General features: G+C 57.6%; 14 protein-coding genes and 1 tRNA gene. 5 read left to right on the top strand and 10 right to left on the bottom strand.

Going from position 1 to position 17,446, the window contains the following annotated elements; translation table 11 throughout:
- Nucleotides 1-66: 66 nt before the first annotated feature.
- From BM344_RS15420 to BM344_RS15410, 3 genes are read left to right on the top strand one after another with little or no spacing between them, the layout of a single operon-like run.
- Entirely contained in the window at nucleotides 67-864 is a 798-nt protein-coding gene (locus BM344_RS15420; RefSeq protein WP_091992082.1) for an ATP-dependent zinc protease family protein, read from the top strand.
- Complete coding sequence (locus BM344_RS15415; RefSeq protein WP_091992081.1) at nucleotides 861-2,378, top strand: inactive transglutaminase family protein; 1,518 nt, start codon at nucleotides 861-863, stop codon at nucleotides 2,376-2,378. Before BM344_RS15420 ends, BM344_RS15415 begins: the two co-directional genes overlap by 4 nt.
- 1 nt (nucleotide 2,379) lies before the next feature.
- Complete coding sequence (locus BM344_RS15410) at nucleotides 2,380-3,327, top strand: alpha-L-glutamate ligase-like protein (RefSeq protein WP_091992080.1); 948 nt, start codon at nucleotides 2,380-2,382, stop codon at nucleotides 3,325-3,327.
- Between the two features lie 71 nt (nucleotides 3,328-3,398).
- On the opposite strand, the gene BM344_RS15405 is transcribed toward BM344_RS15410, so the two are convergent.
- Nucleotides 3,399-4,988 (bottom strand): BCCT family transporter, encoded by a 1,590-nt coding sequence (locus BM344_RS15405; RefSeq protein WP_091992079.1) that lies wholly within the window; start codon nucleotides 4,986-4,988, stop codon nucleotides 3,399-3,401.
- Between the two features lie 264 nt (nucleotides 4,989-5,252).
- Here BM344_RS15405 and BM344_RS15400 point away from each other — a divergent pair, with 264 nt between their 5' ends.
- Entirely contained in the window at nucleotides 5,253-6,896 is a 1,644-nt protein-coding gene (locus BM344_RS15400; RefSeq protein ID WP_091992177.1) for an FMN-binding glutamate synthase family protein, read from the top strand.
- A 122-nt stretch (nucleotides 6,897-7,018) separates the two neighbouring features.
- Nucleotides 7,019-7,095 (top strand) — tRNA-Pro (locus BM344_RS15395).
- Between the two features lie 132 nt (nucleotides 7,096-7,227).
- Here BM344_RS15395 and BM344_RS15390 read toward each other — a convergent pair.
- The 9 genes from BM344_RS15390 to BM344_RS15350 form a co-directional block, all read right to left on the bottom strand.
- On the bottom strand, nucleotides 7,228-7,593 hold the full coding sequence (locus BM344_RS15390) for a MerR family transcriptional regulator (RefSeq protein WP_091992078.1): 366 nt from the start codon (nucleotides 7,591-7,593) through the stop codon (nucleotides 7,228-7,230).
- The gene (ihfA, locus tag BM344_RS15385) at nucleotides 7,574-7,876 is read right to left on the bottom strand and encodes an integration host factor subunit alpha (RefSeq protein WP_007151838.1); all 303 of its coding nucleotides are present in this window, start codon (nucleotides 7,874-7,876) and stop codon (nucleotides 7,574-7,576) included. The genes BM344_RS15390 and ihfA overlap by 20 nt, the downstream gene beginning before the upstream one ends.
- Nucleotides 7,877-7,879: 3 nt before the next feature.
- Nucleotides 7,880-10,252 carry a phenylalanine--tRNA ligase subunit beta gene (gene pheT, locus BM344_RS15380; protein WP_091992077.1) on the bottom strand — a complete coding sequence of 791 codons (2,373 nt, stop codon included), beginning with the start codon at nucleotides 10,250-10,252 and terminating at the stop codon, nucleotides 7,880-7,882.
- A gap of 59 nt (nucleotides 10,253-10,311) precedes the next feature.
- Entirely contained in the window at nucleotides 10,312-11,310 is a 999-nt protein-coding gene (gene pheS, locus BM344_RS15375; protein WP_091992076.1) for a phenylalanine--tRNA ligase subunit alpha, read from the bottom strand.
- Nucleotides 11,311-11,461: 151 nt separating this feature from the next.
- Nucleotides 11,462-11,815 (bottom strand): 50S ribosomal protein L20, encoded by a 354-nt coding sequence (gene rplT, locus BM344_RS15370; RefSeq protein WP_008170485.1) that lies wholly within the window; start codon nucleotides 11,813-11,815, stop codon nucleotides 11,462-11,464.
- Between the two features lie 50 nt (nucleotides 11,816-11,865).
- Entirely contained in the window at nucleotides 11,866-12,057 is a 192-nt protein-coding gene (gene rpmI / locus BM344_RS15365) for a 50S ribosomal protein L35 (RefSeq protein ID WP_007151842.1), read from the bottom strand.
- A 94-nt stretch (nucleotides 12,058-12,151) separates the two neighbouring features.
- Nucleotides 12,152-12,697: a translation initiation factor IF-3 gene (infC, locus tag BM344_RS15360; protein ID WP_091992075.1), complete on the bottom strand. Its 546-nt coding sequence runs from the start codon at nucleotides 12,695-12,697 to the stop codon at nucleotides 12,152-12,154.
- Entirely contained in the window at nucleotides 12,694-14,619 is a 1,926-nt protein-coding gene (thrS, locus tag BM344_RS15355) for a threonine--tRNA ligase (RefSeq protein ID WP_091992074.1), read from the bottom strand. The genes infC and thrS overlap by 4 nt, the downstream gene beginning before the upstream one ends.
- A 163-nt stretch (nucleotides 14,620-14,782) precedes the next feature.
- A complete protein-coding gene (locus tag BM344_RS15350) occupies nucleotides 14,783-17,383 on the bottom strand; it encodes a TRAP transporter permease (protein ID WP_091992073.1) in 2,601 nt (866 codons plus the stop codon).
- Nucleotides 17,384-17,446 lie beyond the last annotated feature (63 nt).

Raw genomic sequence — 17,446 nt, 5'->3', positions numbered from 1 at the left:
TACCCAATTGAACAGGTCACGGGCAGGATTGCCCGGGGTGACCGTTTGCCAGTTCAGAGGTTCTTGATGGGTTCTAAAATGTTTCGGGTCGCACTGCCAAAGGCGCCGCTGCTCGCCCTGGCAGGCATTCTGATGCTCTCAGGCTGCTCCGCAGACCGCTATTTCATGGTGCCGAAGACAGATCTGGAAGAGCTTGGAACCTCGATCAAGACGCAACGGGCAACCCTGGTGACCATGGAAGACAATGCCGCGGTTCGCCACAACCAGGTAATGGACCTTAGTCGCTCATCAACCCAAACCATCCTGGATGCCATTGCAACCCAGGTGGAAAAGCCCGAGTGCCCGCCAGTACCAGTCCAGAAGCAGTGCGTTGCCAACGAAAGGTCCAAAGGCCGGGCAGACAGACTCAAGGGCAAGGTGGTTGTGGGTGAGGTCGAGAACTTTTATCTGGCCGGCCCCGGGCTGATCTACAAGGCTCGAATCGACAGTGGCGCAGAGACCTCGTCGATCCATGCAGAGAACATTACCCGTTTTGAGCGGGATGGCAGTAACTGGGTGCGCTTTGATGTGGTTGTGCCAGGCACCGAGCGCCATGTCACCCTGGAAAAGGAAATCTCCCGCCGGGTAAGGGTCATTCAGGCCAGCGCCGATGAGGCTGAGCGACGCGTGGTGGTTGAGCTTCAGTTCTTCATCGGCGACCATCAGCAGGTAGCCGAGTTCACACTGGCCGACCGAACCAACCTCACCTATGAGGTGCTCATTGGTCGAAACATCCTGCGCGACGTTATGTTGATTGATGTCGGCAAGGAGTACGCGACCGAGTTACCGGAATCACTCAGCACCAATAACGGAAACGAATCGTGACCACCCGTTCGCGCCTGCCTTTTTACATTGCCGTCTTCCTGCTCATTGCCGCGGGTATTTCCCTTGCCGTTTGGCGGCATGTGGAGTTTGGCATTCCCTGGCTGACCGGGGAACAGCGACCGGTGTGGATGGTGGAAGCAAGGGTAGACTTCGAGGCCGAGGAGGGCCCTGCCCTGGTGAGCCTGAACATACCGGAGCAGCCACCAGGCTTCCGCATCCTGACCGAGCAGGCTGCCTCGCCCGGCTACGGCTTCTCGATCATTGACAGCTCTGAAGGTCGGCGTGCCGAGTGGACCAAGCGGGAGGCCAACGGCCCACAGACGCTGTATTTCAAAGCCCAGTTTGTGCCGGATGCATCGGCAGAGACCGAGATACCCAGTCGCACCCCCGCTACGCCTCGCACTTTCTGGGAGGAGCCACAGGCGACCGCTGTGCAGGAAATTCTGGACCAGGCGAGAGCCCGCTCCAGCACTCCGGAAAGCATGACCCGTGAGCTGATCCGGCTGATGCAGCCCGACACCCGAACCCAGAACACCACCCTTCTGGTGTCCGAGGATAACTACCTCCAGCTGTTGGTTGACATGCTCAACCACGCAGGTATTGCCGCCCGAACCGCGGATGGCCTGAAGCTCGAGGACGCTCGCAGGCGACAGCAACTGACACCTTACCTGCAGATCTACAACGGCAAGCGCTGGCTGACCTTCGACCCGAAAACCGCCGAGCAGGGTGTTCCTGAGGATCTCCTGTTGTGGCGACAGGGCTCTACGTCTCTCCTGGATGTGGTCGGCGGCGAGAACTCCGAAGTCAGTTTCTCAATGCTCCGGCAGACGGTTCCGGCGTTGCAATTGGCCACTCTGGAATCCGCCTCCGACGGTCTCGGCGTTCTGAGTTTCTATGAGCTGCCCATTGAAGAGCAAAGCATGTTCCGCATGCTGCTGCTTCTGCCGCTGGGTGCCCTGATGGTGGCCTTCATGCGGATAGTAATCGGCATTCGCACCTCGGGTACCTTCATGCCGGTTCTCATTGCCGTGGCGTTTGTCCAGACCACGCTGATTCCGGGCCTGATCGCTTTCCTGTCGGTGGTGGCAATCGGTCTGCTGATGCGAGGCTATCTCTCCAGTCTCAACCTGCTCTTGGTGTCCCGGATATCTGCCCTGATTATCCTGGTTATTTTCATCACCGCAGGGCTCAGCATCATTGGTTACCAGATGGGCTTCAACACCGGCATGACGGTCACCTTCTTTCCCATGGTGATCATCGCCTGGACCATCGAGCGCATGTCCATTCTCTGGGAGGAGGAAGGCGCCCGGGAAGTCATGGTGCAGGGTGTGGGCAGCCTGTTCGTTGCCATCTGCGCCTATCTGCTGATGAGCACACCGCTGGCCGGGCATCTCACCTTCAACTTCCCCGAGCTGCACCTGGTCATCCTGGGTCTGATCCTGCTGATGGGCCAGTACACCGGGTACAAGCTCAGCGAGCTCAAGCGGTTCACGCCCATGAAGGTCTACGACTGATATGGACTGGATTTCACCGCGGGCGCTTAACCGGCTCGGCATGCTGAACATGAACCGGCGCAATGTCGATTACATTGCGCGGTACAACGAACGGTCCGCTTTTCCGCTGGTGGACAACAAGCTGAAAACCAAGCTGGTTGTGGCGGAATACGGGGTAAAAACGCCGAAGTTGCTGCAGGTAGTTCGCCAACAGCATGAGATTTCCCACTTCAAGGAAATGGCAGAGGATCTGGCCGGCTTCGCCATCAAACCGGCCAAAGGCTCCGGCGGCAAGGGCATCACGGTGATTACCGGGCGGGATGGAGACGACTACATTAAGGCCTCCGGAGCCCGGGTCGACTCGCCCTTTCTGCAGCGACACCTGACCAACATCCTGGCAGGCCTCTATTCCCTCGCCGGAACACCCGACGTAGCCATCGTAGAGTCCCTCGTGGAATCCGTTCCCTCCCTGGCGAAGTATTCCCATCAGGGAGTGCCGGATATCCGCATCATCGTCTTCCAGGGCTACCCCGTGATGGCCATGCTGAGGCTTGCGACAACCGCATCTGACGGCAAGGCCAACCTGCACCAGGGAGCAGTGGGGGTAGGACTGGACATTGGCACGGGCCGAAGCCTGAATGCCGTTCAGTTCAACCGTCCCATCAAGCTCCATCCAGACACTGGTCTGGCGCTGGAAAACATCCAGATAGAAGCCTGGGATGAAATGCTGGAGATGGCAGCGCGCTGCTACGAAGCGACCGAGCTTGGCTACATTGGCGTCGATCTCGTTGTCGATGCCACCCAGGGCCCCCTGCTGCTGGAGCTGAATGCCAGGCCCGGGCTTGCCATCCAGATGGCCAATGGCCGTGGCCTCCTCCCTCGCCTGAGAACCATTGAAGCAATCAGGCGACCGCACTTCTCGCCGCAGGACCGGTCCCGGTTCGCCATGGAAACCTTCGCCAGCCTCTAAGCGCTAGATCACAACGGGCAGACACAAAAAAACCGGGGTCGAAACCCCGGTTTTTTCTGACCGTCAGACTGTCAGAGTTCGCCCCTGGCAACCAGGAGCTTGCGCTCGTGGGTCAGCCCCTTGAGCAGCCCCCAGGTCATGATCAGCAGGATCGCCGTGAACGGCAGACCAGCACTGATCGCGGTTGCCTGAATGGCGCCCAGGGCATCCTCGCCGCCCCCGAAAATCAGGGCTGCGGCAATCGCACCTTCTGCCACCACCCAGAACACACGCTGTGCTGTCGGCGCGTCGGTCTTGCCACCGGCAGTGATGCTGTCGATAACCAGCGACCCGGAATCAGACGAGGTCACGAAGAACACCAGCACCAGCACGATGCCCACGAACGAAATGATCTCGGTAAGCGGCAGGTTGGAGAACATCTGGAACATGGCCAGAGAGACCTCGGTCAGGCCGTTCTCTGCCAGGGCTCCAATGCCATCCTGAATCTGCTCAAGTGCGGTACCGCCGAAGGCGCTCATCCACACCACCGTGATCACGGTGGGAATGATCAGCACTGCCGTCACGAACTCACGTACAGTACGCCCCTTGGACACGCGCGCGATGAACATACCCACGAACGGTGACCAGGAGATCCACCACGCCCAGTAGAATACCGTCCAGCCCTGGAACCAGGCTTCGTCCTCACGGCCAAACGGATTACTCAAGGGCAGCGCGTTGGCGATATAACTGGAGGACGTAACCCAGAGCGTCTCCAGAATGGTCATAGTCGGGCCGGCGAAGATGATAAAGAACAGCAGGATGCCGGCCATGCTCATGTTGATGTTACTGAGGATCTTCACGCCGCCGTCCAGGCCCCGCAGTACGGAAACCAGCGCAACGGCTGTAACACCGACGATAATCGCCATCTGGACGTTGACACCACCGCCCGTGTCGAACAGGTAGTTGAGGCCTGAGGCCGCCTGCTGGGCACCGAAACCGAGTGAGGTGGCCAGACCAAAGATGGTAGCCACAACGGCCAGGATGTCGATGACGTGACCCGGCCAGCCCCATACCTTGTCCTTCAGCAGCGGGAAGAAGGCAGAACGAATAGTCAGCGGCATGTTCTTGTTGAACGCAAAGAACGCCAGTGAAAGCGCCACCACCGCGTAGATGGCCCAGGGATGAAGACCCCAGTGGTACATGGTGGCACCCATGGCCAGATTGGCGGCCTGGGCCGTGTTCGCCTCAACGTTGAACGGGGTTTCGTACCACCCGGTATAGTAGGCAACCGGCTCGGCAACCGCCCAGAACATCAGGCCAATGCCCATGCCCGCCGCGAACAGCATCGCGAACCACGACATGGTGGAAAACTCGGGTTTGGCGTCCATCCCGCCCAAACGGATCTTACCGACGGGCATGAAGATGAGAGCCAGACACACCACTACGAAGATGTTGGCACTGATCAGGAAAAACCAGTCAAAGGTCGCAATGATGTCCCATTTTGCGCCATCGAGCAGCTCTTTCGCCTGCCCGGGGAACATCAGGGTACCAATTACGAACGCTATAACCAGTATGGCCGTTATCGGGAATACCGGCGCGTGGAGATCCAGCCCGAACGGTGTGATGTTGTCCTGGCCGGCCACGTAGTCCGTCTGATATTCGTCTTTCACTACTTCGCCCACGTTATGGCGCCTCCTGAGTTGATAAGCCGTTTTTTCAGAATCGGAATTCAATTATTACAAGCGGGTTAGTTTAATGCTTTGAGTTCAAAACATCAAAATGGCACTATTTTCGCTCTCCTTCACTCTTGAGATATATCAAGCATAGCCCAAGCCACGGGCCAGGCCAGCAAATCCGGCAACAATCTGACGTCGGTCCTCGCGCGTACCGGGCTACACTTCAAATAAACCCGGCGCTGCCGGATGGACGCCGCAACAGAGGAACCCATGGAAAGAACAAAGACATTTCCCCTCCGCTACACGGTTTACGTGCTGAGTGTTGTCGGTTTTCTGGCCTCACTGGCACTGTCTGTGTTTTACGGTGCAGGCTACCTCTTCCCTGTCGTTTTCGGCCTTTTCGCAGCCCTGGGAACCTATGACCTGCTTCAGCGGAGGCATACGGTTAGCCGGATGTACCCGATCACGGCGCATTTCCGGTACATGCTGGAGTCCATCGGGCCGGAAATCCGACAATACTTCATCCAGTCAGACACCGAGGAGCGCCCGTTCTCGCGCGAGCAGCGAAGCATTGTCTATCAGCGCGCCAAGAACGTGCTGGATAAACGACCTTTCGGTTCTCTTCTACACATGTATGAGGAAGGGTTTGAATGGATGAACCATTCACTGGCACCAACCCGCCTGACCGACAGCGATTTCCGGGTGGTGATCGGCAGGCGCTGCGAGAAGCCATACAGCGCGAGCGTCTTCAACATATCCGCCATGAGTTTCGGATCGCTTTCAGCAAACGCGATCCTCAGCCTGAATGCCGGCGCCAAAATGGGCGGTTTCTATCACGACACCGGAGAGGGCTCGATCTCCCGCTACCACCGACAGCCCGGTGGCGACCTGGTCTGGGAGATCGGCTCTGGCTATTTCGGGTGCCGCGACAAAAACGGCGCCTTTAATGAGGACATGTTCCGAAAGAACGCGACCCTGGACCAGGTCAAAATGATAGAACTCAAACTATCCCAGGGCGCCAAACCCGGCCACGGCGGCATCCTGCCTGGCGCCAAGGTTACCCGGGAAATCGCCGAAGCCAGAGGCGTGTCTGTGGGAGAAGACTGTGTCTCCCCGGCGAGCCACTCGGCTTTTTCCACACCACTGGAAATGCTCGAATTCATTGATCGCCTCAGAGAGCTTTCCGGTGGCAAGCCGGTGGGCTTCAAGCTGGCCATCGGGCATCCCTGGGAATGGTTCGGGATCGTCAAGGCGATGCTTGAGAGCGGACGGCGACCCGACTTCATTGTAGTGGACGGCGGCGAGGGCGGCACTGGCGCCGCGCCCCTGGAGTTCATTAACCGCCTAGGCATGCCCATGACCGAAGCCTTGCTTCTGGTTCACAACACACTTGTGGGCACCAACCTTCGGGAAGACATCGCGGTGGGCGCCGCCGGCAAAATCACCTCCGCGTTCAACATTGCCAGAACCCTGGCCCTGGGTGCCGACTGGTGCAACGCGGCCCGCGGGTACATGTTTGCCCTGGGCTGCATCCAGTCGCTCAGCTGCCACACCGGCAAATGCCCGAGCGGCGTCGCCACACAGGACCCCAGGCGCAGTAGCAAGCTGGACGTACAGGACAAAAGTGTACGGGTCTACAACTATCACAAGAACACCCTGGACGCGCTTCAGAACTTGCTGGAAGCCTCGGGGCTGCGCCATCCCTCAGAGCTCGGCCCGGAACACATCGTGCGACGCGAATCACGAGCCGAAGTGCACTCGTACATGGAGATCTTTCCGTTCCTGGAGCCTGGCGCACTGTTGGACGGCGAAACGGGCTTGACGATTTTCGACAAGTACTGGGAGACCGCGCGGGCGGATACATTCGAACCGCCGGAATTTATCCGCCAGTTGCGGGATACCAAGCTTCGCTGACAAGCTAGAAAAAAGGGGTAAATTCACTCCCGGATGTTTATTTTTGGTTTGCGCTCGTGTAGACTTCGCTCCCGCTAAGCCACTGAGATTACTCTCAAGTTTCCCGGTGGCAAGCGGCGAATCGGGGCGTAGCGCAGCCTGGTAGCGCATCTGCATGGGGTGCAGAGGGTCGCAGGTTCAAATCCTGCCGTCCCGACCAGATTCGAGAAAAAGCCCGGACCGAAAGGTCCGGGCTTTTTTATTGCGTGCTCGCCAATAAAAAACCGGAGCAGTCATGGGACTATTCCGGTTTCGCGGAACCTTCAAAGAATGCTTGAACCTTCTGGCTGCCCTATTTCACGGGGGCGTTCAGAGCCTCAAGCACCTCTTCCAGCTCGGTAATCATCTGACGGATGAGCTGTTTGTACTGGGAGGTATCGTCTTTGACCTCGTGACTGCTCAGCTTCTGCTTGGCGCCACCGATGGTGTAACCCTGATCGTACAGCAGGCTGCGGATCTGGCGGATGGTGATCACATCGGCCCGCTGGTAGTAGCGGCGGTTACCGCGGCGTTTGACCGGCGACAGCTGGGGGAACTCCTGCTCCCAGTACCGCAGCACGTGCGCTTTCACGGCACAGAGCTCGGCCACCTCACCGATCGTGAAATACCGTTTTCCCGGAATCGCGGGAAGTTCGTTGTTATGACTGGGTTCCAGCATACGCTTCAACTTTTTGCTTTAGTTTTTGTCCCGGGCGAAACGTAACAACACGCCGTGCACTGATCGGAATCTCTTCACCGGTCTTCGGGTTCCGTCCCGGCCGCTGTTTTTTGTCACGCAGGTCGAAATTGCCAAAACCGGACAATTTAACCTGCTCGTTGTGACTGAGTGCGCCTCTGATTTCGTCGAAAAAAGCTTCCACCATTTCCTTGGCTTCGCGTTTGTTCAGGCCCAATTCCTCGTACAACCGCTCCGCCATTTCCGCTTTCGTCAAAGCCGCCATCTCTCAACTCCTCAGTGTTGCCCCCAGCTCTTCTTTCAATGCGTCAATCACACCGTTGAAGAGCGAATGCACTTCGTCTTCGTTCAGCGTGCGCTCAGGATGCTGCCAGAACAGGCTCAGGGCCAGGCTACGGTTGCCCTCACCCAGGCTTTCACCTTCATAGACATCGAACGCCCGCAAGGCGGTCAGCCGCTCGCCGGCGTGCTTTCTGGCCACACGCTCAACGTCGGCAAACGCCACATCGCTCCCGATAATGATAGCCAAATCCCGCCGAACTTCCGGGAATTTTGAAATTTCTTTGAAATTAGGCACATAACCAGTGACGATCGAATTCAAGAATAGCTCAAACATCAGGATCGTGCCATTAAGTTCAAGATTTTTCTGCACTTGCGGATGCAGCGTCCCGAGCCAGCCCACATGCTCGCCGTCGCGCAGCAGTTCCGCGGTCTGGCCCGGGTGGAGTGCCGGATGCTGACTACCGATGAACTGTATTTCCACACCCAGCAGCCGGAACAGGCTTTCCAATTCTCCTTTTACATCAAAGAAATCCGCCGTTCTGCGACCGTTTGCCCAGTTTTCGGGATACTGGCTGCCAACCACAACACCCGCCAGCATCGGCTGCTGGTCAATACGCTCGCCTTCCTGCAGGAAGCGCAGACCGGTTTCGAACAGCCGGATTCTCGGTTGCTGCCGGTTCTGGTTATGGGCCACGGTTTTCAGCAGGCCGCTCCAGAGACTGGTACGCATCACGGACAGATCCGACGATATGGGATTGGCCAGAGCGATGCCTTCCCGGTCGGGATCCACCAGTTGCTGAACTTTCGGGTCCACAAAACTGTAGGTCACCGCCTCCTGATAGCCCTGATCCACAAAGAAATTGCGAATCGCCGAAACCGGCCGAACGGCTTCGGCTACCGGACGCAGCCCCAGAGAGCCCGTGGGTTCAGTCACAGGCAGGTTGTTGTAGCCAAAGATCCGGCCAACCTCTTCGATCAGATCTTCTTCGATAGAGATATCCGGCCGGAAGCTGGGCACGCTGACGCGCCAGCCGTCCTTGAGGAGCTTCTCCACATGCAGGCCAAGCCGGGTGAGGATTTCCTCAACCGTGGTGCGGTCAATCGCCATGCCCAGCACGTCGTTCAGTCGACCCGCCCTCAGGTCCACCAGACGGTCCCCGGGCAAATCCTCGTCGCTGGCCACCTCAACGATCTCACCCGGCTCGCCGCCGACAATGTCCATCAGCAGCTGGGTGGCGCGCTCCATGGCCTCTCGCGCAAGCTTGTAATCCACGCCTCGCTCAAAACGGTGTGAGGCGTCGGTGTGAAGGCCATAATGGCGAGCCTTCCCTGCCAGGGTAATCGGATCAAAGTAAGCCGCTTCCAGAACCAGATCGCGGGTTTTCGGGCTCACACCCGAGTGCTCGCCACCCATGACACCGGCAATGGCAATCGGCTTTTTATGGTCCGCAATGACCAGGGTTTCTGCATTCAGTTCGACTTCTTGGCCGTCCAGCAACACCAGCTTTTCGCCAGCCCGCGCCATGCGAACGACTATGCCACCCTGAATCTCGTCGCGATCAAAGGCGTGCATGGGCTGACCAAGCTCGAGCATCACGTAGTTGGTAACATCCACGGCGGCATCAATCGCACGAATACCGGAGCGGCGTAGCTTTTCCTGCATCCACAGGGGCGATTCCGCCTGCAAGTTCACGTTACGGAGAATGCGTCCGAGGTAGCGCGGGCAACCGGCAGGGGCTTCAATGCGGATATCCGGGACTTCCGAGTGAACGGCCTCCACCGGCTCGATTTCGGGGCTTTCAACCAGGAGACCGTTGAGCACACCCACTTCGCGGGCCAGGCCCTTGATGGAGAGACAATCGGCGCGGTTGGGCGTCAGATCGACATCGATGGTCACGTCGTTCAGCTTCAAATAATCCGCCACGTCCTTTCCGACGGGGGCGTCTGTCGGTAGCTCCATCAGGCCATCGTGATTCTCCGACAGCCCCAGTTCCGCCTCGGAGCACAGCATGCCTTCTGAAGGTTGGCCACGCAGCTTGGCTTTCTTGATCTTGAAATCGCCGGGCAACTGAGCACCAACCACCGCAAACGGCACTTTCAGGCCCTCGCGCACGTTGGGCGCACCGCACACGACCTGAACCTCGGAGCTGCCGTCGCTCACCTGGCAAACCCGCAGCTTGTCGGCGTCCGGATGGGGCTTTACCGAGATCACCTCACCCACGATCACGCCACTGAACTGGCCGGCAACCGGTTCGAACCCATCTACCTCCAGACCCGCCATGGTAATCTGGTCCATCAATTCCTGGGTTCCGATTTCCGGATTAACCCATTCACGCAGCCACTGTTCACTGAATTTCATGGTTCTTGCCTTGTCCTGATGCGGTTTTGCCTGATTGGTTGGATGCCTGACCCTGCGCGTTACCGGAATTGGCGCAAAAAGCGCAGATCGTTCTCAAAGAACATCCGCAGGTCGTTCACGCCGTAGCGGAGCATGGCCAGACGCTCAACGCCCAGACCAAAGGCAAAGCCACGGTATTGCTCGGCATCAATTCCGCAATATTCGAATACCTTGGGATGCACCATGCCGCACCCCATCACCTCCAGCCACTTGATGGAGCCGTCAGCCTCACGACCCCATTCAATGTCCACTTCCGCGGAGGGTTCGGTGAACGGGAAGTAGGATGGCCGGAAGCGCACCTGCAGGTCACGTTCGAAGAACACCCGCAGGAACTCCTCCACCGTGCTTTTCAGATCCGCGAAGCTCACATTCTCCTCAACCAGCAGCCCTTCCACCTGGTGGAACATGGGGGTGTGGGTCATGTCGGAATCACAACGGTACACCCGACCTGGACAGATCATCCGGAAGGGCGGCTTGCCGGCCTCCATGGTGCGAATCTGCACAGGAGAGGTATGGGTACGCAACAGCGTGCCTGGGTTGAAATAGAAGGTGTCGTGCATGGCACGGGCCGGATGATGCCCGGGAATATTCAACGCCTCGAAGTTATGATAATCGTCTTCGATCTCCGGCCCCTGCTCTACGGTATAGCCGGCCCGGGCGAAGAATTGCTCGATTCGCTGCAGTGTACGAGTCACCGGATGCAGTCCACCAAGATCCTGGCCACGCCCCGGCAGGGTTACGTCAATGGATTCGCTGGCGAGCTTTTTCTCGATGGCAACCCGCTCAAGATCGTGGCGCCGGGCATTGATCGCCTCTTCCACCCTGGCTTTGGCTTCGTTGATTTTCTGGCCCGCTGCCGGACGCTCCTCGGCGGAGAGCTTACCCAGGGTCTTTGCCTGCTGGGTTATCGAACCCTTCTTGCCGAGGTATTCCACTCGAATTTGATCAAGTGCCTGCAGGCTGTCTGCTTTTTCGACCGCCGCCAGACCGTCCTGAACCAGTTGCTCCAGGTTTTCCATTGACCCTGCTCCAAACCAGAAATGGGAGTGCTAAATCTGCAGTTTCACAAACAAAAATAGGGGAAGAGCGTGCCCTTCCCCTATCAGAAGGCGCCATCATGATCTCACGAGGCGCCCATATCGATCAGCAATCGATGAAAGAGCTAAGCGATCACAGGGACGCTTTGGCCTTCTCAACAACAGCGGCAAACGCCTGCTGCTCGTTCATGGCCAGATCGGCCAGAACCTTACGATCGATTTCAACGTTTGCCTTCTTCAGGCCAGCAATCAGACGGCTGTAAGACAGACCGTTCGCGCGGGCGCCAGCGTTGATACGGGCAATCCACAGGGCGCGGAATGCACGCTTGCGGTTACGACGGTCACGGTAAGCGTACTGACCGGCCTTGATAACCGCCTGCTTGGCTACGCGGAATACACGACTGCGCGCACCGTAGTAGCCTTTGGCCTGATTAAGAATCTTTTTGTGACGACGGCGTGCGACCACACCACGTTTTACACGAGCCATACTTTAATCCTTCTACCTTTACTTTCTAAGGAATGATTGGCGCGGCTGGATCAGCACGCGGTCATACGCTTGATAGATGCCACATCAGACTTGGCGATGAGCTTGGTGCCGCGCAGCTGACGCTTACGCTTCGGGCTCTTCTTGGTCAGGATGTGACTGGTGAAGGACTGCTTGTGCTTGAAGCCGGTGGCGGTTTTCTTGAACCGCTTGGTGGCTCCGCTTTTGGTTTTCATCTTAGGCATTTTTTAAAACTCCGCATTCTATTTTAAATAAACAATTGTGTGTTCCTGAACGACAAATCCCCCGCATGCGCGGGGGACAAGCACCCGATCAGGCTCACTTCTTCTTGCGGGGCGCCACAACCATGGTCATCTGCCGGCCTTCCATTTTCGGCCGCATCTCTACCTGGGCAAGCTCTTCCACGTCTGATTCAATGCGCTGCATGAGTTGCATACCAATTTCCTGGTGTGCCATCTCACGGCCACGGAAGCGGATCGTGATTTTGCCGCGGTCCCCGTTCTCAAGGAAACGTATCAGGTTGCGTAGTTTGACCTGATAATCCCCTTCTTCAGTTCCGGGACGGAACTTAAGCTCTTTAACCTGCGTCTGCTTCTGTTTTTTCTTGGCAGCCGCCTTGGCCTTCTTCTCTTCGAAGATCTTCTTGCCGTAATCCATTATCTTGCAGACGATCGGATCGGAATCCGTAACCTGCACCAGATCGAGAGAGGCCTCTTCGGCCTGTTTCAGTGCATCCTCAATCGGCACAATACCAACCTGATTGCCTTCGGCGTCGATCAGGCGGACTTCAGTTGCGTCAATGTTCTCATTGATAGGCGCTTTAGGAGTACGCCCACCCCGATTCGTTCGCTGTTTAATAATCAGATCTCCGTTTTGGTTCTGCCTTTGCGCTGAATGTCCTCTGCGAGCAACTGTTCAAACGCTTCAAGCGATAAGGTACCCAGATCTTCGCCCTTTCGGGTGCGTACGGCAACCGCGTTGTTTTCAATTTCCTTGTCGCCGACGACGACAAGATAGGGAACCTTGTTAAGAGTATGCTCGCGGATTTTAAAGCCGATCTTCTCGTTTCTCAAGTCAGCATTAACCCGATAGCCCAAAGAATCCCACTTTTTCGCCAGATTCTGGCAATAATCGCGCTGATTATCGGTAATATTGAGGACCGCCACCTGAGTGGGCGCCAGCCAAGTCGGGAACGCCCCCTCGTATTCCTCGATCAGAATACCGATGAAACGCTCGAACGAGCCCAGCACCGCACGGTGCAGCATCACCGGTGTGCGACGCTCGGAATTGTCGGCCACATACTGCGCCCCCAGCCGTCCCGGCATGGAGAAATCGACCTGAATAGTGCCACACTGCCATACCCGACCGATACAGTCTTTCAGGGAGAACTCGATCTTCGGGCCGTAGAAAGCACCCTCACCAGGCAACAATTCCCAGTCAACCCCTTCGCGGTTAAGCGCTTCTTCCAGGGCCGCTTCCGCCTTGTCCCAGACTTCGTCAGAGCCAACCCGCTTTTCCGGCCGTGTCGAGAGCTTGTAGAGGATCTCGGTAAAACCGAAGTCCGTGTAGATCTCGTGCAGCATTTCAATAAACGCGGACACCTCTTCCTGGATGGCATTTTCTTCACAGAAAATGTGGGCGTCATCCTGGGTAAAACCGCGCACCCGCATCAATCCGTGCAGAGCGCCGGAAGCCTCGTTGCGGTGACAGGAGCCGAACTCCGCCAGCCTCAACGGCAGATCCTTGTAGCTCTTGAGCCCCTGGTTGAACACCTGCACATGGCATGGGCAGTTCATCGGCTTGATGGCGTAGTCGTGCTTCTCCGACTCGGTGGTGAACATGTCATCCTTGAACTTGTCCCAGTGGCCCGACTTTTCCCAGAGGGTGCGGGACACCACCTGCGGTGTCTTGATCTCTTTGTAGCCATGCTCCTGCTGCTTGCGCCGCATGTACTGCTCGACTTCCTGGTACAGCGACCAGCCATCGGGATGCCAGAACACCATGCCCGGCGCCTCTTCCTGCATGTGGAACAGGTCGAGCTTCTTGCCGATCTTGCGGTGGTCCCGCTTTTCGGCCTCTTCCAGCCGGTGCAGATAGGCTTTCAGGTCTTTCTTGTTACCCCAGGCGGTGCCATAAACCCGTTGCAGCTGTTCGTTGCTGGTGTCGCCACGCCAGTAAGCGCCGGCCACCTTGGTGAGTTTGAATGCCTTGAGCTTGCCGGTGCTGGGCACATGCGGGCCTCGACACAGGTCAATGAAATCGCCCTGGCGATAGAACGAGAGATCCTCATCGCCGGGAATGTCCTGGATAATCCGGACCTTGTACTCTTCGCCCATCTCTTCAAAGAGCTTGATGGCCTCTTCGCGAGACATAACGGAACGGTGAACCGGAATATCCTGTTTGGCGAGTTCTTCCATGCGCTTCTCGATGCGCGCCAGATCTTCATTGGTGAAGGGGCGATCGTACTTGAAGTCGTAATAGAAGCCATTGTCGATCACCGGACCAATGGTGACCTGGGCACCCGGAAACAGTTCCTGGACAGCCATGGCCATCAGGTGGGCGGTTGAATGGCGAATAACATCCACGCCCTCTTCATCGCGCTCGGTGACAATGGCCAGATCGGCGTCTTTCTCGATGCGGTAGCTGGTGTCTACCAGCTTGCCGTCCACCTTGCCCGCCAGGGCGGCTTTGGCCAGGCCGGCGCCAATGTCAGCGGCAACATCGTGAACGGTAACAGGTTCGGCAAAACTGCGGTGACTGCCGTCAGGCAGGGTTACGACGGGCATGAAATACTCCTGTTGGTTACTCAGCGGTGATCTATACCAGAGACCACTTGGTGACGGCACTGCGCGACACAAACCGCGGGCCATTTCGTCGCGAAGTCTAACAGAAAAAAACCCGGCAGGTTAATGCCGGGTTTCACGGTTTTCTTCCAGGTGTTGCGTGGCGTCAGGCCGTCTGGCCCATGGTCTCCTCCCTTGCCCGCCGTCGCAGCTGGCCATAGGCAAGTAGCCCCAACAGGAGCAATGCCGGGATGAACATCAGCTCTTTCGGGGGCCGGGGCAACTCCACCTGCACTGCGTCGATTGTCCAGCCAAACTGGATACCGACTCTCTCCGCAGGGCTGCCAAACGCGACAAAATCCACCACCATCTTGTCGCCATCGGGACTCAGTTCCAGGCCAGCCTCCATGAGTCGCTGCTCCGGTGTCTCGCCCGCGGGTATGGGCAGCCGGACATAGGTGCTCACCTCGTCGCCGTCGATGTTCATACCAGACGCCTTCAGTATGATCGGCTGGTCCGCCGGAATATCTTCAACATACTCCATGACCTGCACACCCGGACGATCTTCGGTGGGGGGATAGATCATGTCCCACCAGTATCCGGGACGGAACATGGTGAAAGTGATCAGCAACAGCAGGAGGGTTTCCCACTTGTAGTTCTTGGTGAACCAGAAGCCCTGGGTTGCCGCCGAGAACACCAGCATGGCCGTGACCGCGCTGAATATCGTAACCAGCAGATCAAACCAGCCGGTAAGGCCGATCAGCAGCAACTGGGTGTTGAAAATGAACATGAACGGCAGGATCGCTGTTCGAATATCGTAGGTGAAACCCTGCACACCCGTTCGTATCGGGTCGGCACCCGAAATGGCCGCTGCCGCGTAGGCGGCAAGACCCACCGGCGGCGTATCATCAGCGAGGATACCGAAGTAGAACACGAACAGGTGCACCGCGATCAGCGGCACAATAAGCCCGTTCTGGGCCCCAAGAGTTACGATCACCGGCGCCATCAGGGTCGAGACCACGATATAGTTGGCTGTGGTCGGCAGGCCCATGCCGAGAATCAGGCTGATAACCGCGGTAAAGATCAGCATCAGCAGCAGATTGCCGCCAGACAGGAACTCCACGAAGGCCGTCATCACCAGGCCAATACCCGTAAGCGTGACGGTACCCACAACAATCCCCGCGGTCGCGGTCGCAACACCAATACCGACCATATTGCGGGCGCCGGTGGCCAGTGAATGGGCAAGATCGAAGAAACCATCCAGGGTCAGGCGGCCGAAGTCACCATGCTTGCGGAAGAAGGCCTTCAGAGGCCTCTGTGTGATCACAATGAAAATCATGAACAGGGTCGCCCAGAACGCTGAGAGCTGAGGTGAGAAGCGCTCGACCGTCAGGCACCACACCAGAACCACGACCGGAAGCAGGAAATACAGGCCAGTTTTCACGGTTGGTCCGACCGGGGGCAGCTCGCCCATGTCCTTGTTCGGATCGTCTTCTTCCAACTCGGGAAAACGAGTCGCGTAGCCCACCAGCGCCACATAGACAAGCACAAGCAGTGGCGCAAGCACCCAGATAGCCGCCTCGCCCAGAAGCGTCTTCATCCAGCCGATGCCGTAATACACGGCCAGGGTAACCACAATCAGCCCGATCAGAATGACCACCCAGTTGAGCATGCGCTGGGCAAGGGTCGGCTTGTTGAGGCGTTCGATACCCTGCATATTGAGCTTGCAGGCCTCAAGGTGAACGATGTAGATCAATGCCACATAGGAAATCAGGGCAGGCAGAATGGCGTGCTTGATGACCTCAAGGTATGAGATCCCTACGTACTCCACCATCAGGAATGCAGCGGCGCCCATGATCGGGGGCGTCAGTTGCCCGTTGGTGGAAGCGGCAACCTCGACCGCACCAGCCTTGGTTGCAGGGAAACCCACCCGCTTCATCAACGGAATGGTGAAGGTACCGGTTGTTACTACGTTGGCAATCGAGGAACCGGAAATCACCCCGCTCAGACCGCTGGACACCACCGCCGCCTTGGCGGGACCGCCGCGCATATGACCAAGCATGGCGTAGGCTACTTTGATGAAATAGTTACCGGCGCCAGCCCGCTCCAGCAGGGCGCCGAAAAGCACAAACAGGAAGACGAAGCTGGTGGACACCCCAAGGGCGACACCGAACACCCCTTCCGTACCGAGCCATTGATGAGACGCCAGCTTACTGAGGCTGACCCCCTTGTGCGCAATCACATCCGGCATGTAGGGGCCGGCAATGGAATAGGTAATAAAGACCGCAGCCACAATGGTCAGTGGCAGGCCAAGCGAGCGTCGGGTCGCTTCCAGCAACAGCACCAAACCAATCAGGGCAACCCAGAGATCCTGAGTGATCGGCGCGCCAGGGCGAGTAGACAGCTCTTCATAGAAAACATACAGGTAGGAGGCACAAAAAGCCGCCACCAGGGCGAGGACCCAATCGTAAAAAGGCACTTTATTGACGTGCCGACCACGGATCATCGGAAAGGACGCGAAGGCCAGAAAAACAGCGAAGGCCAGGTGAATCGAACGGGCTTCCGTCGAATTGAAAATGCCGAAATCCAGAATAAACGGGAGCGGTGACGCAATCCAAAGTTGAAACAGCGACCACACCAGGGGAACCACGAACAGGATAACGGCCGCATAGCCGCTGGCCGCCCTGCCTCCGGTTTCAGTCTGCAGGATTTCCTCTACATTGCCGCCGCCAGCGCTACCTCCGTTCGACGGATCGCTCGTTGCCATAAGTAATTCCTGTAGCGTGAAAGGTTAATCTCTGGAAGGAAACCCGGCGGGCAAACGCCCGCC

This window comes from Marinobacter gudaonensis (genome assembly GCF_900115175.1).
In the GTDB taxonomy this organism is placed as follows: Bacteria; Pseudomonadota; Gammaproteobacteria; order Pseudomonadales; family Oleiphilaceae; genus Marinobacter; species Marinobacter gudaonensis.
The sequence above is the reverse complement of the archived record's forward strand: the minus strand, read 5'-3'. Positions and strand labels throughout refer to the sequence as shown.